Below are 26,044 nucleotides of genomic sequence, written 5' to 3' on the forward strand. Positions count from 1 at the left end.
ACCGGGTACCCCCCGGAATCTTGCAAAAAGATAGGGACTCCCGGTCGGCGACCACTCTCCGTAAGATGCTCGACGAGGTTCGCAGCAGCGAAGCCGCAGCGAAGGGGAGACGCCATGGATGCAGCTCAGCAAGAGGCAACAGCAAGAGCCAGAGAGCTTCAGCGCAGCTGGTACGGAGAACCTCTCGGGGCGCTCTTCCGCCGGCTGATCGATGATCTCGGCCTGAACCAGGCCCGGCTCGCCTCGGCCCTCGGGCTGTCCGCCCCCATGCTCTCCCAGCTGATGAGCGGCCAGCGGGCGAAGATCGGCAACCCCGCGGTCGTCCAGCGCGTCCAGGCGCTCCAGGAACTGGCCGGTCAGGTATCCGACGGCAGCGTCAGCGCGGGAGAGGCCACCGACCGCATGGAAGAGATCAAGAAGTCCCAGGGCGGCTCCGTCCTCACCGGCACCAGCCAGACCTCCAACACCGGCGGCGCCCCCACCGTCCGGCGCGTGGTCCGCGAGATCCAGTCGCTGCTGCGGTCGGTCGCGGCCGCCGGTGACATCATCGATGCCGCCGACTCCCTCGCCCAGACCCACCCGGAACTGGCAGAGTTCCTCAAGGTGTACGGCGCAGGGCGCACCGCGGACGCGGTGGCGCACTACGAGGGACACCAGAGCTAGGGCTCCTTTCACGCCCTGGTGCACTACCCCGAGAGCCGGGCACGAGCCGAAACAGGAACTGGGAGCGGGCGCAGCGCAATGGGTGAGGTCTTCGCCGGTCGGTACGAACTGATCGATCCGATCGGACGTGGTGGTGTCGGTGCCGTCTGGCGCGCCTGGGACCACCGGCGCCGCCGTTATGTGGCGGCCAAGGTCCTCCAGCAGAGCGACGCACACACGCTGCTGCGCTTCGTCCGCGAGCAGGCGCTGCGGATCGAGCATCCGCATGTGCTGGCCCCGGCCAGCTGGGCCGCGGACGACGACAAGGTCCTGTTCACCATGGATCTGGTGAGCGGCGGTTCGCTGGCGCACGTCATCGGCGACTACGGACCGCTGCCTCCTCGTTTCGTCTGCACGCTGCTCGACCAACTGCTGTCCGGGCTGTCGACGGTGCATGCCGAGGGCGTCGTGCACCGGGACATCAAACCCGCCAACATCCTGATGGAGGCCACCGGCACCGGACGGCCGCATCTGCGGCTGTCCGACTTCGGTATCTCCATGCGCAAGGGCGAGCCGCGGCTCACCGAGACCAACTATGTGGTGGGAACGCCCGGTTACTTCGCGCCGGAGCAGATGATGGGCGCGGAACCCGATTTCCCCGCGGACCTGTTCGCGGTCGGACTCGTCGCGCTGTATCTGCTGCAGGGGAAGAAGCCGGACGCGCGGGCCCTCGTCGAGCACTTCGCCTCGTACGGCACTCCCAGCGCCCCGGAGGGGATTCCCGAGCCGCTGTGGCAGGTTCTCGCGGGGCTGCTGCAGCCGGATCCCCAGGCCCGGTTCCGTACGGCCACGGGCGCGCGCAAGGCGCTGACGGCCGCGGTCGACATGCTGCCCGAGCCCGGCGCCGACGACGATCCGGTGGAGGTCTTCGACCAACTCGGGCCGCTGCCCGTCGGCTTCGGCCCCGCCGGACCGGTCACGACCCCCCGGACAGCCGTACAGGACGCACAGCCCGCACAGTCGGAGCAGGCAGCCCAGCAGCCCGCACAGCAGCCCTACACCCAGCCGCCGGTCCCGATGTCGGAGACGGGCAGCTTCCACCTCCCGCCGCCTCCGCAGCAGCCCACACCGCTGCCCCATCCGGCACAGCCGGCCACGCCCCCCACTCCGCTCCCGGCGCACACGGCCTCCCCCTTCGCCGCGCCCGCGCCGGATCCTTCGCAGGCCCCCACGGCCGCGGTGCAGCACGAACCGGCTCTCACCCGTGCGTACACCGCCGGGCAGCCGCAGGTTCCCGCTCCCGGAGCAGGGGTTTCCCCGCACCTCTCGGCCGCTGTCCCCGCGCACGCGCCGCGGAAGCGTCCGGGACCGCCCCCGAAGGTGGCGGTCCCGGTTCTGCTGCTGGCGCTGGTCTGTTTCGCCGTGGGCATCTGGGCGCTGACCCAGAGCTGAGCACGGCGGCCGGAGCCCCAGCCGTACGCGGCTCCGGCTCCGGCCCGGCTACCAGGCCTGCGGCGGGCCTCCGTACGGCGGTTGCCCGCCCCCGGCCCGGCCTCCCGCAACCGGACCGTTCGAACCGATCGGGGCTGCCGGAGCGCTCGGTCCCGCCAGGGCGGTCAGCGCGCGGCGCCGTGCCAGCAGCGTCCACACACCCAGCCCGAGCACCAGCACCGCACCCACGCCGATCCCGGCCACGCCGACCATCCTCATGGTGTCGCTCTCGGCCGCCTCAGGACCGCTCTTACCGCTCCTCGCCATGTCCTTGTCGTCCTGCGTGACCGAAAAAGCCCCGGCATCCCCCGTGTACGGCGATGTCCGCGCCGTCCCCTCGACCTTGATCCTGAGGGTCAGCGGAATCGCCTTGTCGCCGTACGCCTTCGCGACCTTCGGGCTGAGGGACACCGACAGGTAGTACCAGCCGGCGAACCGCATGGCGCTGACGCTGCTGGTGGAGTCGTAGCGGTTCTCGTACGCCACCGGAGGCAGCGGATCCAGCGATACGGACGCGGGCTTGCCGGAGTACGACAGCGGCGACGCGTCGTCGACATGGCCGTGCGCCGGGTTGTCCAGGGACAACGCGAGCGCGTTGCCGATGTATTCGTTCGAGGCGTTGTTGTTGCTCAGGTCGGCGGTGGTGAAGATCTGCTGGCCCCAGTCCACCGGCACCCGGTAGAAGCGGGTCTGTCCCGGCTCGATGCTGTCGTGCCACTCGCCGGTTTCCAGGCTGGTCGCGTCGTAGTAACTGGTGCCGCCCGACCGCTTCTGCGGGGCTGCGGTGGGCGGCACGGGCGACGCCGACGGCCAGTTCTCCGGCGCCTGGGTCGGCATCGAACCGACCGATTTCAGCTGCGGCTCCGACTCGTACCGCAGTTCCAGGTCCCACGCGTCGGGTGCCGAGGTGGCCTTGCCCGCCCGCTCGATCAGAACGTTGTACGTTCCGGCTTCCTGGCAGGTGCTGCTGTCCTTCTCCATGATCCGGTAGGCGTACGCCGCGATCGGACGCGGGAATTCCGCCGACTCGAACCGTGCGTCCTGAGAACTGCACTGCAGGTCCGTGCTGTCCCTGATGCTGACCGTGATGCCGTCGCCGTAGGCGACCTGGCCGCCGCCCTTGGGCACGGCCACCGCCGAGACGTACGCGTTGGTCTTCGCGTCGAGGTTCAGGCGGTAGTAGAGCTTCTCGCCGGGCTTGATCGAACTCTTGTAGACCGATCCGGACGTGAGCGCCGACGCCTCGGTGCTGACCTCCGCACCGCTGACGCTCTTCGCCCCGGGATCGAAGGTGTACGCAGCGGGCTCCCCGGCCGCGTACGCCTGCCCCGGCAGCGCCGCCACCGCGCACATCGCCGCGACCGCGGCCAGCGCCACCCGGCCCCTGTTGCGCTGCCTCATCACGCGCTTCCCCTCGTCGTCTGTGTGGCCCGCCCGCGACGCCCGCGTACGAACACGAGCCCCGCAATCACCACCACCACGGCGCCCGCCCCGGCAGCGGCCGCAATGCCGGTCCATCCTGCCCCGCCCGTACCACTGCTGTCTTCGGCGCCGTTCGAATTGCCCTTCTTGTCAGCCTTCTTGGCTACGGCGGAAGCATGGTGCTCGGGGCCGGCCAGCTCGTCGCCGAGCACCGACACCCGCAGCACCACACCGATCTGCGGGTTCTCCGCGATATCGGCAGCCCTCGCCCCCAACGTCACCGAGATGTAGAAGTCACCCCCGGCGTGCACGGGCTGGACGTTGGAGCGGTACTCGTAGCGGTTGGTCCAGGCGACCGGCACCCCGCCCATCCTGACCGCCGACGGACGGCCGTTGTACATCGTCGTCGAGGTGAACTCGCCACCTCCGGTGAGCGGGAAACGAGCGGGGGTGAACAGCTGCGTCGCCCCGTACGAGTACGTGGAGGTGCCGCGCCCCACTGTCGGCTCGTTCGCGAACTCCACGTCGTAGCGCACCTGCTGGCCCCAGCCGGCCGGAACCCTGTACCAGAGGGTCTGCGACGGAAGGATCCGGTCGCGCCACACGCCCCGGCCCAGCTCCCTGGCGTCGTTGAAGCCGGTACCGCCCTGCACATCGCGGGGGTCGCCGGTGGGCAGCAGGGCCTCCTTGCCGCCCTTGCCGTACTCCGGCTGCGACTGGGCGGGCGTGACACCCTTCTCCAGCGGCGCCTCCACCCCGTAAAGGAGCTCGACCGGCCAACGCGCGGCGTCGGATCCCTTCTTGCTCTCCCGCTCCACCACCAGCCAGTACCGGCCCGCCCGATCGCAGGCGCGGGTGCCCTCCTCCGCGGGGATCCGGGCGACCGCCGACGTCAGCGGGGTCGCGCCCTCCTTCTGGTAGAAGTGCGCGGTGTCCGTCACGCAGGAACTTCCGGTGCCGTACGCGATGCCGGTGCGCAGTGCGTCGAAGGTGTCGACGGCCGCCCCGGGCTGCGGCACCGCCGTCGCCGAGAAGTCCACCGTCGAAACGGCGTCCAGACCGACGGCGTAGTACCGCTTCTCACCGGGACCGATGGTGTCCAGATACTGCCCGGGTACGAGCACGGGCGCCCCCGCGCCCGTCGCCGTACCCTCGACCCGCTCGCCCCGCAACCGGTAGCCGTCCGCGGAGAGTTGAGAGGCCCGTTGCAGCTGCCGGGCCAGCGATTCGGCGTCCGGCGCGTCGTAGTAGCGGCCGTTGCCCGCCGCCGCAATGCATTCGAGCTGCTCGCGGGCCGCGCCCTTCACCTGGAAGCCGACGGTGTCGATCCGCAGCCCGACCCCCTTCTTGCCGAGCTGCTCGGCGACCTCGCAGGGCTGCGGCGTACCGCAGTTGTCCTCGCCGTCGGAGACCAGCAGGATCGTGCGCGTACCGATGGCACCGCCCGCGGGCCGCGGAAGGTCCTCGGCGGCCTTCTGCAGCGACAGCCCGATGGGAGTGTCACCCTTGGGCCGTACGGCCGCCACAGCCCGCTTCACGGCTGCCCGGTCGAGCCTCTGCACCGGCTGTACGAGTCTGGTGTCCGTGCAGCCTCGGGGACGGTCCGCGCCGTACACGCGCAGCCCGGTCGGATATCCGTCGGGAAGGCCGTCGACGACGGTGCCGACGGCCGTACGGGTACTCTCCATCCGGGTACGCCCCGTGCCGTCGTCGTCCCCCATGGAGCCGGACGAGTCGAGCACCATGACCAGGCTGCTGCCCGAGCCGGGTCCGGGTGCTTCCGAGGCGGCTCCGGGCGCACCGCCCGGAGCCGCCGCCGTGGCCGGCATCGCGCCCGCCACCAGGGCGAGCAGCGCCCCGCCGATCCATGCCCCCGCAGCTGCAGTACGGCGGTAGTGGTCCCGTGCCTTCACCCGTGCCCCCTCGACCGAAAAACCCGGCTGTTTTGCTCTCGCAACCTATTGATTTGCTTAGGTGAACTCAAGAGCACAGGCGTCACGGTCCCGCAACAGCACGAAGCCCCGGCCGCTCAGCGACCGGGGCCCGCAATCAGGCTGTTCTGCCTCACACACCCGAACCTGCGGGCACGGAGTCAGTCGCCTCCGTCCACAGATCCTGCTCGGCGCGATCCGCCTGGATCTGGCGGTACACGAGGAGCCCGCCGATGGCGGCCAGTGCGACCAGGAGAAGCTTCTTCACCGCGCGACCTCGTCTTTCCTTGACGTAGGGGACTTCTGCCGCCCGACTATACACACCGGCCGATATCGATCGGTGACCTACCTGCGACCCAACTGGCGCCCAGGGAAAAGCGATCATCCAAGGATCGTTCCGAGGACCATCCCGACCGCAGGACCCGGCCGCGCCGGCCGCCCCGCACAAGCCCGTCAAAGCCGGTTGAACCATACGAGTGGTGTTCATCCGAAGATCTGCGGATCGGTGGCGTCGGTCCACGAAATCGCGGGCCACATCCACATCATCGGAAAGGTAAGCAAACCGGACCACCCGAAAGCGAGGGGCCCCATGAGCACCTTCAAGGCCAAGAGCATCTGGACCGCCTTCGTCACCGCCTTCTTCGCACTCCTTGCCGCACTGGGGCTCATGAGCACCCCGGCGGCGGCCACGGAGCCGAGCACCACGGAGCCGACGACCACGAACCAGGAGCACACGGGTGCGACCGCGGCAACCGCGACCACCCCGTCGGTGCGATGGACCCTTCCGCGTGACAGGGCGCTGCCACCCACGATGAAGCAGCGCATCCACGCCGAGGCACACGGCTCCTCACCCGCCACCCGGCATCTGTCCGCAGACACGACGGACGCCATGGAGACCAGGAACACCGCCCGCGCCACCCACGGGGCCCCGGCGGGGGACGCATCCCTCCTCCCACCGTGAGAGCCGCACAACTGACACACAGAGCCCCCGGGCCGGTTCACACCGGACGGGGGCCTCTTCGTGTGCCCGAGCCCCGCCCCGCCCCGCCCCCTTCGCGGCGTGGGGACAGGTCACGCCTCCACGGCCGCACCGAGCCCCCGGGAAGCTCTCCCCGTACGCGCCCCAGCTCCGAGCCGGGGCACCCCGTACACCAAGCCCCCCCCCCGAGACAGCGTCCCGTAACCCCGTAACCCCGTAACCCCTACCCCTGCGCATGCACGCACAACCGGGAACGCATCGCACCGACCACACGCAGAAGGCCCGGTATCTCCGAAGAGATACCGGGCCTTCAACTGTCACTGTGGGGCTAACAGGATTTGAACCTGTGGCCTCATCCTTATCAGGGATGCGCTCTAACCAACTGAGCTATAGCCCCGCCGCGCTGTGCGCTGACTTCTGAAGATTAGCGCACGTCGGGGCCAGTCCCAAAATCGATACCCGGCGCCCTACTCGTCCTCGGCCAGCGTGAGCTCGATGCCGCCCACGAAGCCCGCCGACAAGTTGTAGATGAAGGAGCCCAGCGTCGCCAGCGCGGTCGCCAGCACCACATCGATCACAGCGATGACCGAGGTGAAGATGAGGACCCGCGGCAGCGACAGGAACGACTGAAGATCGAAGCCGTTGTTGTCGTTCGAACCGGTGGCCTCGCTGATCGTGCCGCCCACGGTGGAGAAGACGCCCATCGCGTCCATCACCATCCACAGCACCGCTGCCGCCACCACCGTGCAGATGCCGAGCGCGATGGAGAGCAGGAAGCTGACCTTCATCACCGACCACGGGTCGGCCTTGGCCACCCGCAGGCGCGCCTTGCGGGTACGCGGAGTGGTCCGCGCCCCTGTCCGCGGCCGCCGGGCCGCCTGCGCGGCGCCCTGCGCACCGCCTTGCGTACCGGCCGGCCGGCCGCCCTGGGTCTCGCCCGCGGGCGAGGGGTACGCCTGCGGCGGGTGGTACGGCCCGCTCGCCTGCCCCGGTGCGGGCTCGCGCTCACCGGGCAATGGCCCGGTCGCGTAACCCTCGTACTGGGGCTGAGGCCCCCGGGTGTCCGTCACAGTGCCCCCTTGGGAGTCCGTGGCAGGGCCACGGGCACCGTTCGCTCCAGCTCCGGAAGCGGCCGAACCGGCGCCCGTGGCTCCACTCACGCTCTACTCCTCGTGCTCCCCGGCCGAAGGCGGCGTGCCTTCGACATTGCCCTCGACTGTGCTCTCGGCAGCCTCTGCGGTCGCGGTCTCGGCGTCCTCGGACCCCTCGACCTCTTCGGCCTCGCGGCCCGCTTCGGCGTTACGAGCGATACCGACGACGGCATCGCGCTTGCCCAGATTGATCAGTTGGACGCCCATGGTGTCACGGCCCGTCTCCCTGACTTCATTGACTCGCGTACGAATCACACCACCGCCCAGCGTGATGGCGAGGATCTCATCCGTCTCCTCGACCACCAGCGCACCGACCAGCGAGCCCCTGTCCTCCACGATCTTGGCGGCCTTGATGCCCAGGCCGCCGCGACCCTGAACGCGGTACTCGTCGACGGGAGTCCGCTTCGCGTACCCACCGTCGGTGGCAGTGAACACGAACGTACCCGGCCGGACAACATTCATCGAGAGCAGTTCGTCGCCTTCGCGGAAACTCATGCCCTTGACACCCGAAGTGGCACGGCCCATCGGGCGCAGCGCATCGTCCGTCGCAGTGAACCTGATCGACTGGGCCTTCTTGCTGATGAGCAGCAGATCGTCCTCGGCCGAAACCAGCTCCGCACCGATCAGCTCGTCATCGGAGCCGTCCGCCGTCTCCCGGAGGTTGATGGCGATGACACCACCCGAACGCGGCGAGTCGTAGTCCTTCAGCGCGGTCTTCTTCACGAGACCGCCCTTCGTGGCCAGGATCAGATAGGGCGCGACCTCGTAGTCACGGACCGCCAGGATCTGGGCGATCTGCTCGTCCGGCTGGAAAGCCAGCAGGTTGGCGACATGCTGACCACGGGCATCGCGGCCGGCATCCGGAAGCTCGTACGCCTTCGCCCGGTACACCCGGCCCTTGTTGGTGAAGAACAGCAGCCAGTGGTGCGTCGTCGACACGAAGAAGTGGTCGACGATGTCGTCTTCCTTGAGCTTCGTACCGCGCACGCCCTTGCCGCCGCGCTTCTGCGAGCGGTAGTCGTCCGTCTTCGTACGCTTCACATAGCCGCCGCGCGAGATCGTGACGACGATGTCCTCCTCGGCGATCAGGTCCTCGATGGACATGTCACCGTCGAAGGGCACCAGCTTGGAACGCCGGTCGTCGCCGAACTTCTCGACGATCGCCGCCAGCTCCTCGCTGACGATCTGACGCTGCCGTTCCGGCGACACCAGGATCGCGTTGTACTCGTTGATCTTCGCCTGGAGCTCGTCGTGCTCGGCCGTGATCTTCTGGTGCTCCAGCGCGGCCAGCCTGCGCAGCTGCATCTCCAGGATCGCGTTCGCCTGGATCTCGTCGATCTCCAGCAGGCCCATCAGGCCCTCGCGCGCGATCTCCACGGTGTTGCTGCGCCGGATGAGGGCGATGACCTCGTCGATCGCGTCCAGCGCCTTGAGCAGGCCACGCAGGATGTGCGCCCGCTCCTCCGCCTTGCGCAGACGGAACTTCGTACGCCGGACGATGACCTCGATCTGGTGCGTCACCCAGTGCCGGATGAACGCGTCGATCGACAGGGTGCGCGGCACCCCGTCCACCAGCGCCAGCATGTTGGCGCCGAAGTTGTTCTGCAGATCGGTGTGCTTGTACAGGTTGTTCAGTACGACCTTGGCGACCGCGTCCCGCTTGAGCACGACGACCAGGCGCTGCCCCGTACGCGACGAGGTCTCGTCACGGACGTCCGCGATCCCGCCGACCTTGCCGTCCTTCACCAGGTCGGCGATCTTCTGCGCGAGGTTGTCGGGGTTGGTCTGGTACGGAAGTTCCGTGACCACCAGGCACTGGCGGTTCTGGATCTCCTCGACCGCCACGACCGCACGCATCGTGATCGAGCCACGGCCCGTGCGGTACGCCTCCTCGATGCCCCTGCGGCCCACGACGAGTGCGCCCGTCGGGAAGTCCGGACCCTTGATCCGCTCGAGCAGGGCATCCAGGAGCTCCTCCTGCGAGGCCTCCGGGTGCTCCAGGTACCACTGCGCACCGGACGCGACCTCGCGCAGGTTATGCGGCGGGATGTTGGTCGCCATACCGACCGCGATGCCCGCCGAACCGTTGACCAGCAGGTTCGGGAAGCGCGCCGGCAGAACCGTCGGCTCCTGGTTACGGCCGTCGTAGTTGTCCTGGAAGTCGACGGTCTCCTCGTCGATGTCCCGGACCATCTCCATGGACAGCGGCATCATCTTGCACTCGGTGTACCGCATGGCTGCGGCCGGGTCGTTGCCCGGGGAACCGAAGTTGCCGTTGGAGTCCACCAGCGGCATGCGCATCGACCAGTGCTGCGCCAGGCGCACCAGGGCGTCGTAGATCGAGGAGTCGCCGTGCGGGTGGTACGTACCCATGACGTCACCGACGACACGGGCGCACTTGTAGAAGCCCTTCTCGGGCCGGTAGCCGCCGTCGTACATCGCGTACAGCACCCGGCGGTGGACGGGCTTCAGGCCGTCCCGCACGTCGGGCAGCGCACGCGAGACGATGACGGACATCGCGTAGTCGAGGTAGGAACGCTGCATCTCCGTCTCGAGCCCGACGGGCTCGACACGCATGCCCACACCGGTGGCGGGCTCCTCTTCAGGTGTCACAGGGGTGTTCTCGTCGGCCATTGCTGGTCAAAGTCCTTTCGAGCGGCGGCTTGCTGGTACGGCCGACTCAGATGTCGAGGAAGCGGACGTCCTTGGCGTTGCGCTGGATGAACGAGCGCCGCGCCTCGACGTCCTCGCCCATCAGCACCGAGAAGAGGTCGTCGGCCTGCGCCGCGTCGTCCAGCGTCACCTGGCCGAGCACCCGGTGGTCGACGTCCATCGTGGTGATGCGCAGCTCCTCGGCGTTCATCTCGCCGAGACCCTTGAAGCGCTGGATCGAGTCATCCTTGATCCGCTTGCCGTTCTGCTTGCCCAACTCGACCAGGGCGTCGCGCTCGCGGTCCGAGTACGCGTACTCGAAGTCGTCCCGGCCCCACTTGATCTTGAAGAGCGGCGGGCGGGAGAGGTACACGTGCCCTGCCTCGACCAGCGGACGCATGAAGCGGAAGAGGAACGTCAGCAGCAGGGTGTTGATGTGCTGCCCGTCGACATCGGCGTCCGCCATCAGGATGATCTTGTGATAGCGGAGCTTCTCGATGTCGAAGTCCTCGTGGACCCCGGTACCGAAGGCCGAGATCAGCGCCTGGACCTCGGTGTTCTGCAGGATCTTGTCGACCCGGGCCTTCTCGACGTTCAGGATCTTGCCGCGGATCGGCAGGATCGCCTGGTACATCGGGTTACGGCCGGACTTCGCCGAACCACCGGCGGAGTCACCCTCGACGATGAAGATCTCGCACTTCGTCGGGTCGTTGGACTGGCAGTCGCTCAACTTGCCCGGCAGCGAGGCACTCTCCAGGAGCCCCTTACGACGGGTCAGATCACGCGCCTTGCGGGCCGCTACACGGGCCGTGGCCGCCGCGATGCCCTTGCGGATGATGTCGGCCGCCTCGTTCGGATTGCGGTCGAACCAGTCCGTGAGCTGCTCGTGGACGACCTTCTGGACGAAGGTCTTCGCCTCCGTGTTACCCAGCTTGGTCTTCGTCTGCCCCTCGAACTGCGGCTCGCCCAGCTTCACCGAGATGATCGCCGTCAGACCCTCACGGACGTCGTCACCGGTGAGGTTGTCGTCCTTCTCGCGCAGCAGCTTCTTCTCGCGCGCGTACTTGTTGACCAGCGTGGTCAGCGCGGCGCGGAAGCCTTCCTCGTGCGTACCGCCCTCATGCGTGTGGATCGTGTTCGCGAAGGAGTACACACCCTCGCTGTACTGCGTGTTCCACTGCATCGCGATCTCGGCCGAGAGGAGACGCTCCTTGTCCTCGGCCTCGATGTCGATCACCGACTGGTGAATGACATCGCCCTTGCGGGAGTTGAGGTACTTCACGAAGTCGACGATGCCGCCCTCGTAGTGGTACGTGACCGTACGGGCCTGCTCCTCCTCGGCGACCTCGGCCACCTCGGCGACATCCGCACCCGCCGTCGCCTTCGCCGACTCACGCTCGTCGGTGAGCTTGATCGTCAGGCCCTTGTTGAGGAACGCCATCTCCTGGAAGCGGCGCGCAAGGGTCTCGAAGGAGTACTCGGTGGTCTCGAAGATGTCCCCGTCGGCCCAGAAGGTGACCGACGTACCCGACTCCTCGGTGGCCTCGTTACGGGCCAGCGGAGCGGTGGGCACACCGAGCTTGTAGTCCTGGGTCCAGCGGAAGCCATCTGTCTTGATCTCCACAGCGAGACGCGTGGATAGCGCATTCACCACGGAGACACCGACACCGTGCAGACCGCCGGAGACGGCATAACCGCCGCCGCCGAACTTACCGCCGGCGTGCAGCACGGTCAGCACGACCTCGACCGCCGGCTTCTTCTCCGACGGCACGATGCCGACCGGGATGCCACGGCCGTTGTCGATCACACGGACCCCGCCGTCGGCGAGGATCGTGACGTCGATCGTGTCCGCGTGCCCGGCCAGGGCTTCGTCGACCGAGTTGTCGACCACTTCCTGTACCAGGTGGTGCAGGCCACGCTCACCGGTCGAGCCGATGTACATGCCAGGTCGCTTGCGGACCGCGTCCAGGCCCTCGAGGACGGTGATCGCGCTCGCGTCGTACGAGGCAGTGACCTCGCCCGAGGCAGTTGCCCCGCCGCTCTCACCGGGGGTGGACGGAATGTTCTCGTTGGGGTTGCCGGAATCGGCCACGAAGCGCCCTTTCTGGCACAGCACAGGCCGTTCTCCGGACAGTCGGGAGCGGCTGCGTCGTTCGGCTTGTATCGACGAGCCCCGCAAGGATGCGGGATTGTCCACCAGTCTACCGGTAGCACCGACACGAATGGGGGTTTGCCGGTACCTGAGTACGCATGTGCCGCCCTGAATGAGCGCCTGACGACTCCCCATATTCAGGAAGGGCCCCCAAGAGGCTCACACGGGCATTGAGCGCTTCGGCCTGTCAACCTCCCACTACCGTGAGGGACGCCCCACTCTCCCCGCGTGGTTTCAACCACCGCACACCGGCACAACACGGGCGCAACGGACAACACCACCGAGAAGACAGCACAAGGCCACGACTCAATCCGGAACAGAGCCCCCACGAAGCTCAAAAACAAGGAAAAGACCAGCTCAGGGCGTCAGCCGTACGTATCGCCAGGACCGGTGCTCCCCGGCGCCCGCAGCGGACCGAACCTGCGCTGCGGACCACCCGGCCCCAACACCTTGATCAACCTCACCGTGCCATGCCCCAGATCCGCATTCAGCCGAGCCACCAGCTGAGGTGCCAGCAACCGCAGCTGCGTCGCCCACGCCGTCGAATCGCACTGCACCGTCAGCACCCGCTCGTCCGGATCCTCGTCATACCGCAACGGCACACAGTGATTGGCCAGGTCCGCACCGACGATCTGCGGCCAGCGGCCCATCACGCCACCCACCGCCGCCGGCGTCTCCCAGCCGCGCTCAGTGATCAGACGATTGATCGCGGCGCCCAGCGGCAACGGATCGCGCCCATCCGCCCTCGCCCCCGAACGCAGCCCGCCACCCCGCCTGGCCTGCTTCTTCTGCTGCGCCGCAGCACCACGCGCCCGCGCCTGCTCCTTCGCCGCACGCAACGCCACCCGCGCCAGATCCACACCCGACGGCTCCGGCTGCTTCCCTTCCACCGGCCGCTCCTGCGCCAGCTCCCCAGAAGCCCCGGACGCCTCACCACGCCCGCTCACAGCCGCTCCACCCCACCCGACGACACCGCATACCGCGTCCCCGCCAGCACACCCGGAACATCGTCATCCACCGCAGCCGTCACCAGCACCTGCTCACCCGGAGCCACCAACTCCGCCAACCGCTCACGACGACGCGCATCCAGCTCGGCAAAGACATCGTCCAGCACCAGCACCGGCTCATTGCCCTCGCCGCGCAGCAGATCGTACGAAGCCAGCCGCAGCGCCAACGCGTACGACCAGGACTCACCATGGCTCGCGTACCCCTTGGCCGGCATCCCGCGCAACCCCAGCAACAGATCATCACGGTGCGGACCGACCAACGTCACACCCCGCTCGATCTCCTGCTTACGGACCTCCGCGAGGGCGGCGATCAGCTGCTCGTACAGCTCGTCACGGGTACGGGCCGGCTCCACGCCCGCGCCGACCGAACTGCGGTACTCCAATGTCACGGGGCCGCCGCCGGGCGCGACATCCGCGTACGCCTTGTCGGTCAGCGGCTGCAGGGTCGCGATCAGATCCAGCCGCTGCGCCAGCAGCTCCGCACCCACCCGGCCCAGATGCTGGTCCCACACATCGAGGGTGGACAGATCCATCGACCGGCCGCCGTGCCTGCGTGCCATCGCCGCGGACTTCAGCAAGGTGTTGCGCTGCTTCAGCACCCGCTCGTAGTCCGAGCGGACTCCCGCCATCCGTGGCGAACGCGCCGTGATCAGCTCGTCGAGAAAGCGCCGACGCTCCCCGGGGTCGCCCTTGACCAGCGCCAGATCCTCCGGCGCGAACAGCACCGTCCGTACGATCCCCAGCACGTCACGCGGCCTGACCTGTGACGATCTATTGATCCGGGCCCGATTGGCCTTGCCCGGGTTGAGCTCCAGCTCGATCAGCTGCGAACGCTCGCCCTGCGTCACAGCAGCCCGGATGACAGCCCGGTCCGCACCCATCCGCACCAGCGGCGCATCGGAGGAGACCCGATGGCTGCCGAGCGTCGCAAGGTAGCCGACGGCCTCCACCAGATTCGTCTTGCCCTGGCCGTTGGCCCCCACGAAAGCAGTGACGCCCGGATCGAGAGGTACCTCGACCCGGGCGTACGAGCGGAAGTCGGCCAGCGAGAGATGCGTGACATGCATGGGTGTACGCCGACCTTCCCGGCTTCCTGCTCCGTGCTCCGTAGTTACGGGTCGGACGCCCTGGTCCGGCCCGTTCCTCGTAGCGGTTACTTCTTGTTCTCCACCGCGTGGCCACCGAACTGGTTGCGCAGCGCGGCGATCATCTTCATCTGCGGGGAGTCGTCCTGCCGCGAGGCGAAACGCGCGAAGAGCGACGCCGTGATCGCGGGCAGCGGCACCGCGTTGTCGATCGCGGCCTCCACCGTCCAGCGGCCCTCTCCGGAGTCTGCGGCGAAACCACGGAGCTTGTCGAGGTGCTCGTCGTCGTCCAGCGCGTTGACCGCCAGGTCGAGCAGCCAGGAACGGATGACCGTGCCCTCCTGCCAGGAGCGGAAAACCTCGCGCACATCGGTGACGGAGTCGACCTTCTCCAGCAGCTCCCAGCCCTCGGCGTAGGCCTGCATCATGGCGTACTCGATGCCGTTGTGGACCATCTTCGCGAAGTGGCCGGCGCCGACCTTGCCCGCGTGGACGGAACCGAAGTCGCCCTCGGGCTTCAGCGCGTCGAAGACCGGCTGGACCTTCGCCACGTTCTCGGCGGCGCCGCCGTACATCAGCGCATAGCCGTTCTCCAGGCCCCAGACACCGCCGGAGACACCGCAGTCCACGAAGCCGATGCCCTTGATGCCCAGCTCGACCGCGTGCTTCTCGTCGTCCGTCCAGCGCGAGTTCCCGCCGTCCACGACGATGTCACCGGGCGAGAGAAGCCCGGCCAGTTCGTCGATGGTGGCCTGGGTCGGGGCACCGGCCGGCACCATCACCCAGATGACCCGGGGGCCCTTCAACTTGCCCACAAGCTCTTCGAGGCTGTGGACATCGGAGACGTCCGGGTTGCGGTCGTAACCGATGACGGTGTGGCCTGCGCGGCGGATGCGCTCGCGCATGTTGCCGCCCATCTTGCCGAGGCCGACGAGACCGAGCTCCATCAGAGATTCCTTAAGCGTTGTGCCGATTCGTACCCAGGGCCGAGCCTACGCCCGGCCGGGGACAGACCGACGGGCATGCTCGGCGCTGAGCGTGCCCGTCGGGAGCTGCCATTGCAGACCGGTGCCCGGATCAGCCGGAAAGGCGGACCGGCATGATCAGGTACTTGTACGCGTCATCCGCCTCGGCATCCACAGCCGGGCGGCCGCTGAGCAGCGCAGGCTTGGTGGACGTCGTGAAGGAGAGCTGGGCAACCGGGGAGTCGATCGCGCTCAGTCCGTCCAGCAGGAAGGTCGGGTTGAAGGCGATCGAGATGTCGTCACCCTCCAGCACCGCGTCGACCCGCTCCACAGCCTGTGCATCGTCGCTGGAACCCGCCTCCAGGATCAGCACACCCTGCTCGAAGCTGAGCCGCACCGGAGTGTTCCGCTCGGCGACGAGAGCCACACGCTTGACGGCCTCGACGAACGGAGCGGTCTCGATGACCGCGACCGAGTTGAACTCGGTGGGGAACAGCGTCCGGTACTTCGGCAGATCGCCTTCGAGCAGTCGCGTGGTCGTACGCCGGCCCGCGCCCTCGAAACCGATCAGGCCCTCACCGGCGCCCGAGCCGGACAGCGCCAGAGTCACCGTGTCACCGCTGGTCAGCGCCTTGGCGGTGTCCAGCAGCGTCTTGGCGGGCACCAGAGCGACAGCCGAGGCATCCGGGTTCTCAGGCTTCCAGAGGAACTCGCGGACCGCGAAGCGGTAGCGGTCGGTGGAGGCCAGGGTGACGGTCTCGCCCTCGATCTCGATCCGCACACCGGTCAGGACCGGCAGCGTGTCGTCACGGCCCGCGGCGATGGCAACCTGGGCGGCGGCCGAAGCGAAGACCTCACCAGGGACCGTGCCCGTCGCGGTCGGCATCTCCGGCAGCGCCGGGTACTCCTCCACAGGAAGGGTGTGGAGTGTGAATCGCGAGGAGCCGCAGACCACGGTCGCCCGTACACCGTCTGTGGAAATCTCCACCGGGCGGTTGGGAAGGGCGCGGCAGATGTCGGCGAGCAGCCGGCCGGAGACCAGCACCGTGCCGTCCTCCTCGACCTCGGCATCCACCGAGACCCGGGCCGAGACCTCGTAGTCGAAGCTGGAGAAGCTGAGGGCGCCGTCCTCAGCCTTCAGCAGAAGGCCCGCAAGAACGGGCGCCGGCGGACGGGCCGGGAGGCTACGGGCCACCCAGGCCACAGCCTCCGCGAGTACATCGCGCTCCACCCGGATCTTCACCGGAACCGCCTCCTGCTGTTGCTCGCTCGCCCTGCTGGCCTTCGTCGTCTGATCGGGTCTCCCACCGATGACAGCGGGAGGACGCCGGGGACCAGTCTGACGTACGGCACCGACACTCGGTGCTGCTCGGGGTCAAGTCGCGACAAGAGGTTCGGAGAGCTCCGGCGCCGAGTTGTGCACAGGCCCCACTTCGAAGCGGATTCCGGGCTAACTATAGGTGGCAGTAGTAGTAGGGCCTGTGGAAACGGTGGATAACGTCGTTTTCGCAGGTCAGGCCCAGTTTTTTGTCCACCGACCCTGTGGGTGGCACCGGTGGACAACCCGGCACTTCTGTGGACACCCGAAAGTTCTGCACACCCGATGCACAGGACAGGGGGGTTTCTCCCCAGGGCTGTCCCCAGCTTTACCCACGTTCCCCACAGCCCAACCGACCCTCTTGGTGTGACGCCTTTCACTCGGCGCAGTGAAAGGCGGTGTTGCGTTGCCGAACAGTGGACAGAGGTGTGGAGAAGCCTGGGGAAGCTGGGGACAACATGGCCCGGGCTGTGGGCCGCCGGTGGACAACATCATCGGCTCCCTGTGGACGAATATTTTGTCCACAGGCTGTGGATCATTGTTGACCACAAATCCCCAGGCCCTTGACCTGGCCTGATGGAGTATCGGCAGTCACCCCTGTGGAAGCAATATGGGACAACTTCTGGGTCCCCAGGCTGTGGAGGGGAAAATCTCCCCAGATCTGTGGAGAACGGACGGCCGGCGCCGGGTATTCGAACACCGCGACTGCATCGGAGCCTTGGAAAGCGGGTTCGGCGGGGCTTCCGAGGCTTTGGACACGGGTTCGGCGGGGCTTCCGAGGCTCCGGAAGGGCTCGGGGAAGGCGCCGGGATGCCTTCAGGAGGGCTCGACGGCGGCAACGGAGAAGGGCGCCTGGGGAACCCTCGCAGGGTTCCCCAGGCGCCCTTTCGGCGCGTACAGAGCGTGTGCCGGTGGTCCGTCAGCCGTTCTTGATGCGATTGGTGAGCTCGGTGACCTGGTTGTAGATGGAGCGTCGCTCCGCCATCAGCGCGCGGATCTTCCGGTCCGCGTGCATCACCGTCGTATGGTCGCGGCCGCCGAACTGCGCACCGATCTTGGGCAGCGAGAGGTCGGTCAGCTCCCGGCAGAGGTACATGGCGATCTGGCGGGCCGTCACCAGCACGCGGCTGCGCGACGTTCCGCAGAGATCGTCCACTGTCAGACCGAAGTAGTCCGCGGTCGCCGCCATGATCGCTGTCGCCGTGATCTCCGGAGCCGAGTCCTCGCCACCCGGGATCAGATCCTTCAGCACATGCTCGGTCAGCCCGAGGTCCACCGGCTGACGGTTGAGACTGGCAAAGGCCGTGACCCGGATCAGCGCCCCCTCCAGCTCCCTGATGTTCCGGGAGATGCGGGAGGCGATGAACTCCAGCACCTCCGGCGGGGCGTTGAGCTGCTCCTGCACCGCCTTCTTGCGGAGGATCGCGATCCGCGTCTCCAGCTCCGGCGGCTGCACATCGGTGGTCAGACCCCACTCGAAACGGTTCCGCAACCGGTCCTCCAGGGTCACCAGCTGCTTGGGCGGCCGGTCCGAGGACAGCACGATCTGCTTGTTGGCGTTGTGGAGCGTATTGAAGGTGTGGAAGAACTCCTCCTGCGTCGACTCCTTGCTCGCCAGGAACTGGATGTCGTCGACCAGCAGGATGTCCACATCGCGGTAGCGCTTGCGGAAGGTGTCGCCCTTGCCGTCGCGGATCGAGTTGATGAACTCGTTGGTGAACTCCTCGGAGCTCACGTACCGCACCCGGGTGCCCGGGTAGAGGCTGCGGGCGTAGTGCCCGATGGCGTGCAGCAGGTGGGTCTTGCCGAGTCCGGACTCCCCATAGATGAAGAGCGGGTTGTAGGCCTTGGCGGGGGCTTCGGCGACGGCGACCGCCGCGGCGTGCGCGAATCGGTTGGACGCGCCGATGACGAAGGTGTCGAAGAGGTACTTCGGATTCAGCCGGGCCGCCGGCTCGCCGGGGCCGGGCGTGGGAGCGGGCTGCGCGCCCATCGGCCCGGTGGCGCCGCCGGGCCGTCCGGTGCCGGCACCGCCCTGCCGGTGCTGGGGGTCCTGCATGTCGTGGCGCTCGGGGCGCTGTTGCTCGTAACTCTGGCGCTCGGGCGGCTGTGACCGGTAGTCGTGCTGCGGCTGCTGGGGGCGGCCGCCGGCGTACGGCTCGCGCCACTGCTCCGCCGAGGCGTCGCGGTCCTGGAATCCGCCGAGCCGTGGTTGCTGCCAGGAGAGGTCCTCCTGGGTGCGCGGCCACGCGCCGGGGCCGGGGCGCTGCTGCTGGTAGTCGGGGTAGGCGGGCCGGGCGGTCGGCATGCCGTCGTCGGAGGGCCGGTGTCCGTATCCGTCGTACGCGTCGTTGTGCTGACGCTCATCGTGCTGCGGTCCCTGGTAGCGGTGCTGCTGAGGCTGCTGGGACTGGTGCATCGGGGGCGCGGGCGGGCTCGGAGGCTCGCCCGCGGAGTCGTCGACGGTGATCGCGATGCGGATCGGACGGCCGCATTCGCGGCTCAGCGTCTCGCTGATGAGCGGCGCGAGCCGGCCTTCCAGGACTCGCTTGCCCCATTCATTGGGGACGGCGAGCAGCGCCGTGTCGGCGACCAGTGCGAGCGGCTGGCAGCGCTCGATCCACTGTTTGTCCTTCGGCTCGATGCCCTGCTGGCCCTCCCCGAGGAGTTGCTCCAGCACTCGTGGCCACACTGCGGCAAGATCGGCAGGTACATCAGCCACAAGGCACGCTCTCTCGCTGGTCCCACGAATGTGTGGTTCTCGGGACGGGATGGGTCGGGATGGGTGAGGACCGGCAGGCAGGAAGAAAAAGAACCGGAGTTCAGCCACGGTAGTCAGGCCGACCCGCGTGGTTCAAGTCGTTGTCCACAGGCTGTGCACAGTGGGGGGTGTCGTGGAGCCGGTTTGACCGGATGGCGTAGCCGCGCGTACCGTGACCAGGTCGAGTTGTCGATGGCTGCTGCCGCCTGCCTCCGATGGGCAAAGATCACGATCTGTGATTGTGAAGCGGTGCACTAGGGCGTTTACGCGAGTCTCTCGTGGGCGCACGGTGACAGCCAGGCGATGTCCCGCCAACACACGAGTCATTTCTGGAGCCCCCGAGTGAGCAAGCGCACCTTCCAGCCGAACAACCGTCGTCGCGCGAAGACCCACGGCTTCCGGCTGCGTATGCGCACCCGTGCCGGCCGCGCGATTCTCGCGTCCCGCCGTGGCAAGGGTCGCGCCAACCTGTCCGCCTGATCGCTAACAGGTCATGACGTGCTGCCTACCGAGAATCGGCTGAGGCGGCGCGAGGACTTCGCGACCGCAGTACGTCGAGGACGCCGGGCCGGCCGCCCGCTACTCGTCGTTCATCTACGCAGCGGTGCAACGGACCCGCACGTGATTGGGGAGAGTGCTCCCCCGCCGCGTGCGGGTTTCGTTGTCAGCAAAGCTGTGGGTGGAGCGGTTGTGCGCACAGCGGTGAAGCGCAGGCTTCGCCACCTGGTCCGCGAGCGGCTGGCCCTGCTGCCCCCCGGTAGCCTGGTTGTCGTACGAGCGCTGCCCGGAGCGGGCGACGCCGACCATGAACAGCTGGCCCGAGACCTGGACGCCGCTCTCCAGCGGCTGCTGGGAGGGGGCGCGCGATGAAGTACCCGCTGCTGGCTCTTATCAAGCTGTATCAGTGGACGATCAGCCCACTCCTCGGGCCTGTCTGCCGTTACTACCCGTCGTGTTCCCACTATGGATATACGGCGATCGACCGGCACGGAGCGATCAAGGGAACTGCGCTGACTGCCTGGCGCATCCTGCGGTGCAATCCGTGGTCACCCGGCGGCGTGGACCATGTTCCACCACGTAAACGTCCGCGTTGGCACGAACTGCTGCGTAATGCCATGCGCGGCAGCAAGGGCGGGGACTCCGCCGCTGATGTGCCTCCCGGGGGGTCGGTTTCCGAACCCCCGAGCCCGGCCGCAGAGACTTCGCCCAATGCTCAAGGAGCCTGATTAGTGGACACGATTGCCAGTCTGTTCAGCTTTATCACCTGGCCTGTTTCATGGGTCATCGTCCAGTTCCACAAGTTGTACGGAGCGATCTTCGGCGATGACACGGGCTGGGCCTGGGGCCTGTCCATCGTGTCCCTGGTGGTGCTGATCCGGATCTGCCTGATCCCGCTTTTCGTTAAGCAGATCAAGTCGACCCGGAACATGCAGGTGCTCCAGCCGAAGATGAAGGCGATCCAGGAGCGCTACAAGAGCGACAAGCAGCGTCAGTCCGAAGAGATGATGAAGCTGTACAAGGAGACGGGTACCAACCCGCTCTCCTCGTGCCTTCCCATCCTGGCGCAGTCGCCGTTCTTCTTCGCCCTGTATCACGTGCTCTCGGCCATCGCCTCGAACAAGAAGATCGGTGTCATCGACCAGTCGCTGCTCGACAGCGCCCGTCAGGCACACATCTTCGGTGCTCCGCTCGCTGCCAAGTTCATGGACAGCGGAGAGAAGGTCCAGGCTCTCGGCGCCTCTCTGACCGATGTCCGGGTCGTCACTGCGGTCATGATCGTGATGATGTCGGCGTCGCAGTTCTTCACCCAGCGCCAGCTGATGACGAAGAACGTCGACCTGACGGTCAAGACGCCGTACATGCAGCAGCAGAAGATGCTGATGTACATCTTCCCGCTGATCTTCGCCGTCATGGGCATCAACTTCCCCGTCGGTGTCCTCGTCTACTGGCTGACCACCAACGTCTGGACCATGGGTCAGCAGATGTACGTGATCAACCAGAACCCGACCCCGGGCAGCAAGGCGCAGGACCACTACCTGGGACGTCTGCTGAAGAGCGTCACCGCTCACGGTGAGGTGCGCGGCAAAACCAAGCGCAATACGGTCAAGCGGATCGTGTCCAAGGGCTCGGATCGCAATGAAATCGAGCGGAAGTTCATCACGGGACTGGCCAAGCTGGGCTTCGCCGCCCAGGAGGACGGCACGGTGATCAAGAGCGATACGGCTCTTGCCGAGTCCGAGGGCGGAGCCGCGCAGCGGCGTCAGCAGCCCAAGCGCCAGACCAAGGCCCAGCGTCAGACCGGTACCGCCCAGCAGGCGGAGGCCAAGGACACCGAGTCCACCGAGTCGGAATCCAAGACCTCCCTGCAGAAGCCGGACGCATCGCAGGACGACAAGCCCAAGCCGGCGGGCAAGCCCGCGTCCGGCTCCTCACGCCAAGCCAAGTCCGGACAGCGCAAGGGCCCGCAGCGGCCCAAGCACCCGTCCAAGAAGTAAGAAGGAGTCCATCCGTGACGGAAGGCACCACCTCCACGGCCGCTGAGGGCAGCGACACCTTGACCCGTCTTGAGCAGGAGGGCGAGATCGCAGCGGACTACCTTGAGGGCCTGCTCGATATCGCCGATCTCGACGGCGATATCGACATGGACGTCGAGGCGGACCGGGCCGCGGTCTCGATCATCAGCGATTCGGCACGTGATCTGCAGAAGCTCGTGGGCCGCGACGGTGAGGTGCTGGAGGCGCTCCAGGAGCTGACGCGGCTTGCTGTGCACCGGGAGACCGGTGACCGCAGTCGGCTGATGCTGGATATCGCGGGCTTCCGGGCCAAGAAGCGGGCGGAGCTCGCCGAGCTGGGTGCCAAGGCCGCGGACGAGGTCAAGAGCACCGGTGAGCCGGTGAAGCTGGACCCGATGACGCCGTTCGAACGCAAGGTTGTGCACGATGCGGTTGCGGCCGCTGGTCTGCGCAGCGAGTCCGAGGGCGAGGAGCCGCAGCGCTTCGTCGTCGTTCTCCCGGCCTGACCGGACCCTTGTTCTGTCGGCCCCGTCTGTTCGCAGGCGGGGCCGATCTTTGTCAGCCTGATAGTCAGCCACCCACAGTGCGGTAGTGCGGTATGGAAGGACGGTTCCCGTGACGGCGGAAGTAGAGCTTCCCCAGGCGCCCGAAGAGGCGCGGGCGGTTTTCGGTGAGTTCTTCCCGGAGGCTGTCCGGTACGCGGAACTGCTGGCCGATGCCGGGGTGAAGCGGGGGCTGATCGGCCCGCGTGAGGTGCCGCGGCTGTGGGAGCGGCATCTGCTGAATTGCGCGGTGCTCTCCGAGGTCGTGCCTGAGGGCGTCACGGTCTGCGATGTGGGCTCCGGTGCGGGCCTTCCGGGTATCCCGCTGGCACTGGTGCGTCCGGATCTCAAGATCACCTTGCTGGAGCCTCTGCTCCGGCGGACGAATTTCCTCCAGGAAGTCGTCGAGCTGCTGGGCCTGAACCATGTGACGGTCGTGCGTGGTCGGGCCGAGGAGGTTCTGGGGACGCTTCAGCCGGTTCACGTGGTGACAGCTCGGGCCGTGGCGCCGCTTGATCGGCTGGCCGGCTGGGGAGTTCCGCTACTGCGTCCATACGGAGAGATGCTGGCACTCAAGGGGGATACGGCCGAGGAGGAGATCGTCGGCGCGCGTGCGGCCCTGAGCAAGCTCGGTGTGGTGGAGACCGAGGTGTTGCACGTCGGAGAGGGCGTTGTCGATCCGATGTCCACGGTGGTGCGCGTGGTGGTCGGGGAGAGTCCGGGCGGTGTGAGGTTCGCCGCAAAGAGGGCCAAGGCTGCGAGGACGAGCCGTACGAGGCGTCGTCGCTGACGCGTCTGGTCACGCTGCGAAATCGTCCGTTACATACGGTTCGTGGCGTCTGTTGGTGGTGCTCCCGACAAGCAGCCATACGTACCCCACGCGGAGTGTCGTGCCCCTGTAGCTAGGCTGCAGGGGCATCGTGTTTCACGTGAAACGTCGCTCTCTGCTGCATGGGATCATCGGCCGTGGTCGCGCGGTTGCCGCGCCGCGGCATCGCAGGCCCGTTAGGGCTACGGGGTTGTCCACAGAAGTGGATTCATCCACAGAAGAGCGGGCCTCGCTGGTTCGCGACCCCGAAAGCATGGCAGGCTCTGTTCATTGCGAGCCTGAAGTCGAGGAGAGTGAATCCTTGCGGTCCGACGCCAACATCGCGGGACCGATGACCGATCCGGTCCCCGGTCCCCGAACCGAATCGGCGGGGGAGGGTGTTTCACGTGAAACACCGCCGCCGATGGACGACACACCCATCGGTCGCGCGGCCCAGCTGGCGGTCGAGGCCCTTGGCCGCGCCGGCGAGGGCCTACCCCGTCCTGACCGGACGCGCGTCATGGTGGTAGCCAATCAGAAGGGTGGGGTGGGCAAGACGACCACGACGGTCAACCTTGCCGCCTCCCTTGCGCTCCACGGCGCACGTGTTCTGGTGGTCGACCTTGACCCGCAGGGGAACGCCTCTACGGCTCTGGGGATCGATCACCATGCCGAAGTCCCCTCCATCTATGACGTCCTGGTGGAGAGCAGGCCGCTCTCCGAGGTGGTTCAGCCTGTTCCGGACGTCGAAGGCCTCTTCTGTGCCCCCGCCACCATCGATCTCGCCGGTGCGGAGATCGAGTTGGTGTCGCTGGTGGCGCGGGAGAGTCGACTGCAGCGGGCGATCCAGGCGTATGAGCAGCCGTTGGACTACATCCTCATCGACTGCCCGCCTTCGCTCGGTCTGCTGACGGTCAATGCCCTGGTCGCCGGTGCCGAGGTGCTGATCCCTATTCAGTGCGAGTACTACGCGCTGGAAGGGCTGGGGCAGCTGCTGCGCAATGTGGACCTGGTGCGGGGGCATCTCAACCCCGATCTTCATGTGTCGACGATTCTGCTCACCATGTACGACGGCAGGACCAGGCTCGCTTCGCAGGTTGCGGAGGAGGTGCGCAGCCATTTCGGCAAGGAGGTGCTGCGGACGAGCATTCCGCGGTCTGTGCGGATTTCGGAGGCACCGAGCTATGGGCAGACCGTGCTGACGTACGACCCGGGTTCGAGTGGGTCGCTGTCGTACCTCGAGGCGGCGCGTGAGATCGCCCTGCGGGGTGTCGGGGTGCAGTACGAGGCCCAGCATGCCCATACGGGCAGTGGGAACAGCCAGCAGAGCATTTCGGAGGGGATCCAGTGAGTGAGCGTCGAAGAGGGTTGGGGCGTGGGCTAGGTGCCCTGATCCCCGCCGCTCCGCAGGAGAAGCAGGTGCCGTCCACGGGGGTGGGCTCGGCCTCTCCTGGGGCGGGTCCTGTCATGACGGCAGAGCGGGGGGTGGCCGCTGCGAAGGTGGCCACTCTTGCGTCTGCTCCGGTTGTGCCGGAGCCGAGTGCGCCGGTTTCGGGGTCCGAGGCAGCCGCAGAATCTGTGGGAGCTGCCGGGGCGTACTTCGCCGAGCTTCTTCTCGGCTCCATCACCCCGAATCCTCGTCAGCCCCGTGAGGTGTTCGACGAGGACGCGCTTGCCGAGTTGGTGACCTCCATCAAGGAGGTGGGTCTTCTCCAGCCCGTTGTCGTGCGAAAGATGGGTCCGGAGCGCTATGAGCTCATCATGGGTGAGCGGCGCTGGAGGGCCTGCCGTGAGGCGGGTCTGGAGCGTATCCCGGCCATCGTCCGGGCCACGGACGACGAGAAGCTTCTCCTGGACGCGCTTCTGGAGAACCTTCACCGGGCTCAGCTGAACCCGTTGGAGGAGGCAGCCGCGTACGACCAGCTGCTCAAGGACTTCAAGTGCACGCATGACCAGCTGGCCGACCGGATCGGGCGTTCCCGCCCGCAGGTGTCCAACACGCTGCGACTGCTGAGGCTGTCGCCTCCGGTGCAGCGGAGGGTCGCGGCCGGGGTGCTGTCGGCCGGTCATGCGCGGGCGCTGCTGTCCGTGGACGACTCGGAGGAGCAGGACAGGCTGGCACATCGCATTGTGGCCGAAGGGCTGTCGGTGCGTGCGGTCGAAGAGATTGTGACCCTCATGGGCTCCAGGCCCACGAGTACTGCCAAGGCCAAGGGGCCGCGGGCCGGCGGCCGGTTGTCGCCTGCGCTGACCGATCTTGCTTCCCGGCTCTCGGACCGCTTCGAGACCAGGGTGAAGGTCGACCTCGGACAGAAGAAGGGAAAGATCGTCGTCGAGTTCGCATCGATGGAGGATCTGGACCGCATTCTCGGCAGCCTGGCACCGGGCGAGGGGCGTGTGCTGGATCGGGGACCCTCTGAGGATCCTGCCGAGGGCGACGAGGGCTGACCCCTGCCGGTTGGGCTGGGGGCGGGCTGTGTTCCGGTGGATACCGGAACACAGCCCGCCCTTTGCTTTCTCTCGGTGTCGGCTTCATCTCTGGGTGGATACGATGCGTTCTGGTATGGCACATCCGGCTTGAGCCGCCTCGGTGGAGGGAGGGCCATGCGATCAGTGAGCCGCAGC

The 26,044-nt window shown here is 67.4% G+C and carries 22 protein-coding genes and 1 tRNA gene; 11 read left to right on the top strand and 12 right to left on the bottom strand.

Annotated features, from left to right (window positions below; all coding sequences use genetic code 11):
- The first annotated feature begins 114 nt into the window (after window positions 1-114).
- Window positions 115-663 (top strand): DNA-binding protein, encoded by a 549-nt coding sequence (locus ACGFU7_RS09525; protein ID WP_393693952.1) that lies wholly within the window; start codon window positions 115-117, stop codon window positions 661-663.
- A gap of 78 nt (window positions 664-741) precedes the next feature.
- Entirely contained in the window at window positions 742-2,094 is a 1,353-nt protein-coding gene (locus ACGFU7_RS09530; protein WP_393693954.1) for a serine/threonine-protein kinase, read from the top strand.
- Window positions 2,095-2,142: 48 nt separating this feature from the next.
- Here the strand turns inward: ACGFU7_RS09530 and ACGFU7_RS09535 are convergent, their stop codons facing one another.
- From ACGFU7_RS09535 to ACGFU7_RS09545, 3 genes are all read right to left on the bottom strand, one after another.
- Complete coding sequence (locus ACGFU7_RS09535) at window positions 2,143-3,534, bottom strand: hypothetical protein (RefSeq protein ID WP_393693956.1); 1,392 nt, start codon at window positions 3,532-3,534, stop codon at window positions 2,143-2,145.
- The gene (locus ACGFU7_RS09540) at window positions 3,534-5,384 is read right to left on the bottom strand and encodes a VWA domain-containing protein (protein ID WP_393694263.1); all 1,851 of its coding nucleotides are present in this window, start codon (window positions 5,382-5,384) and stop codon (window positions 3,534-3,536) included. The genes ACGFU7_RS09535 and ACGFU7_RS09540 overlap by 1 nt, the downstream gene beginning before the upstream one ends.
- A gap of 235 nt (window positions 5,385-5,619) precedes the next feature.
- Window positions 5,620-5,754, bottom strand: a complete 135-nt coding sequence (locus tag ACGFU7_RS09545; RefSeq protein ID WP_003958712.1) for a DLW-39 family protein — start codon at window positions 5,752-5,754, stop codon at window positions 5,620-5,622.
- Between the two features lie 321 nt (window positions 5,755-6,075).
- On the opposite strand from ACGFU7_RS09545, the gene ACGFU7_RS09550 reads away from it, so the two are divergent.
- A complete protein-coding gene (locus ACGFU7_RS09550; RefSeq protein ID WP_393693958.1) occupies window positions 6,076-6,447 on the top strand; it encodes a DUF6344 domain-containing protein in 372 nt (123 codons plus the stop codon).
- A 341-nt stretch (window positions 6,448-6,788) separates the two neighbouring features.
- Here the strand turns inward: ACGFU7_RS09550 and ACGFU7_RS09555 are convergent.
- From ACGFU7_RS09555 to dnaA, 9 genes are all read right to left on the bottom strand, one after another.
- Window positions 6,789-6,862: transfer RNA gene (locus ACGFU7_RS09555), tRNA-Ile, on the bottom strand.
- Between the two features lie 70 nt (window positions 6,863-6,932).
- Complete coding sequence (locus ACGFU7_RS09560; protein ID WP_393693959.1) at window positions 6,933-7,535, bottom strand: DUF3566 domain-containing protein; 603 nt, start codon at window positions 7,533-7,535, stop codon at window positions 6,933-6,935.
- 93 nt (window positions 7,536-7,628) lie between these two features.
- The gene (gene gyrA / locus ACGFU7_RS09565) at window positions 7,629-10,250 is read right to left on the bottom strand and encodes a DNA gyrase subunit A (RefSeq protein ID WP_393693961.1); all 2,622 of its coding nucleotides are present in this window, start codon (window positions 10,248-10,250) and stop codon (window positions 7,629-7,631) included.
- Window positions 10,251-10,296: 46 nt separating this feature from the next.
- Complete coding sequence (gene gyrB / locus ACGFU7_RS09570; protein WP_393693963.1) at window positions 10,297-12,384, bottom strand: DNA topoisomerase (ATP-hydrolyzing) subunit B; 2,088 nt, start codon at window positions 12,382-12,384, stop codon at window positions 10,297-10,299.
- Window positions 12,385-12,785: 401 nt separating this feature from the next.
- On the bottom strand, window positions 12,786-13,367 hold the full coding sequence (locus ACGFU7_RS09575) for a DUF721 domain-containing protein (protein WP_393693965.1): 582 nt from the start codon (window positions 13,365-13,367) through the stop codon (window positions 12,786-12,788).
- Window positions 13,364-14,494, bottom strand: a complete 1,131-nt coding sequence (recF, locus tag ACGFU7_RS09580; protein WP_393693967.1) for a DNA replication/repair protein RecF — start codon at window positions 14,492-14,494, stop codon at window positions 13,364-13,366. Before recF ends, ACGFU7_RS09575 begins: the two co-directional genes overlap by 4 nt.
- An 86-nt stretch (window positions 14,495-14,580) precedes the next feature.
- Window positions 14,581-15,459, bottom strand: coding sequence for a phosphogluconate dehydrogenase (NAD(+)-dependent, decarboxylating) (gene gnd / locus ACGFU7_RS09585; RefSeq protein WP_393693969.1), 879 nt, complete (start codon window positions 15,457-15,459; stop codon window positions 14,581-14,583).
- A 130-nt stretch (window positions 15,460-15,589) separates the two neighbouring features.
- Entirely contained in the window at window positions 15,590-16,720 is a 1,131-nt protein-coding gene (gene dnaN / locus ACGFU7_RS09590) for a DNA polymerase III subunit beta (protein WP_114245512.1), read from the bottom strand.
- 994 nt (window positions 16,721-17,714) lie between these two features.
- Window positions 17,715-19,517, bottom strand: a complete 1,803-nt coding sequence (gene dnaA, locus ACGFU7_RS09595; RefSeq protein WP_393693971.1) for a chromosomal replication initiator protein DnaA — start codon at window positions 19,515-19,517, stop codon at window positions 17,715-17,717.
- 381 nt (window positions 19,518-19,898) lie between these two features.
- Here dnaA and rpmH point away from each other — a divergent pair, with 381 nt between their 5' ends.
- The 8 genes from rpmH to ACGFU7_RS09635 all read left to right on the top strand — a co-directional run bounded on the left by rpmH (window position 19,899) and on the right by ACGFU7_RS09635 (window position 25,867).
- Window positions 19,899-20,036, top strand: a complete 138-nt coding sequence (gene rpmH / locus ACGFU7_RS09600) for a 50S ribosomal protein L34 (protein WP_030930485.1) — start codon at window positions 19,899-19,901, stop codon at window positions 20,034-20,036.
- Window positions 20,037-20,054: 18 nt separating this feature from the next.
- Complete coding sequence (gene rnpA / locus ACGFU7_RS09605) at window positions 20,055-20,426, top strand: ribonuclease P protein component (RefSeq protein ID WP_393693973.1); 372 nt, start codon at window positions 20,055-20,057, stop codon at window positions 20,424-20,426.
- Entirely contained in the window at window positions 20,423-20,782 is a 360-nt protein-coding gene (gene yidD, locus ACGFU7_RS09610) for a membrane protein insertion efficiency factor YidD (protein ID WP_393693975.1), read from the top strand. The genes rnpA and yidD overlap by 4 nt, the downstream gene beginning before the upstream one ends.
- A gap of 3 nt (window positions 20,783-20,785) precedes the next feature.
- Window positions 20,786-22,051 carry a membrane protein insertase YidC gene (yidC, locus tag ACGFU7_RS09615; RefSeq protein WP_393693977.1) on the top strand — a complete coding sequence of 422 codons (1,266 nt, stop codon included), beginning with the start codon at window positions 20,786-20,788 and terminating at the stop codon, window positions 22,049-22,051.
- A gap of 14 nt (window positions 22,052-22,065) precedes the next feature.
- On the top strand, window positions 22,066-22,575 hold the full coding sequence (locus tag ACGFU7_RS09620; RefSeq protein ID WP_114245516.1) for a R3H domain-containing nucleic acid-binding protein: 510 nt from the start codon (window positions 22,066-22,068) through the stop codon (window positions 22,573-22,575).
- Window positions 22,576-22,684: 109 nt separating this feature from the next.
- Window positions 22,685-23,401 carry a 16S rRNA (guanine(527)-N(7))-methyltransferase RsmG gene (rsmG, locus tag ACGFU7_RS09625; protein WP_393693979.1) on the top strand — a complete coding sequence of 239 codons (717 nt, stop codon included), beginning with the start codon at window positions 22,685-22,687 and terminating at the stop codon, window positions 23,399-23,401.
- Window positions 23,402-23,693: 292 nt separating this feature from the next.
- Window positions 23,694-24,770 (top strand): ParA family protein, encoded by a 1,077-nt coding sequence (locus tag ACGFU7_RS09630; protein WP_093895164.1) that lies wholly within the window; start codon window positions 23,694-23,696, stop codon window positions 24,768-24,770.
- Window positions 24,767-25,867 (top strand): ParB/RepB/Spo0J family partition protein, encoded by a 1,101-nt coding sequence (locus ACGFU7_RS09635; protein ID WP_393693980.1) that lies wholly within the window; start codon window positions 24,767-24,769, stop codon window positions 25,865-25,867. The genes ACGFU7_RS09630 and ACGFU7_RS09635 overlap by 4 nt, the downstream gene beginning before the upstream one ends.
- Window positions 25,868-26,044: the final 177 nt, after the last annotated feature.

It is taken from the genome of Streptomyces sp. NPDC048473 (assembly GCF_043200155.1).
In the GTDB taxonomy this organism is placed as follows: domain Bacteria; phylum Actinomycetota; class Actinomycetes; order Streptomycetales; family Streptomycetaceae; genus Streptomyces.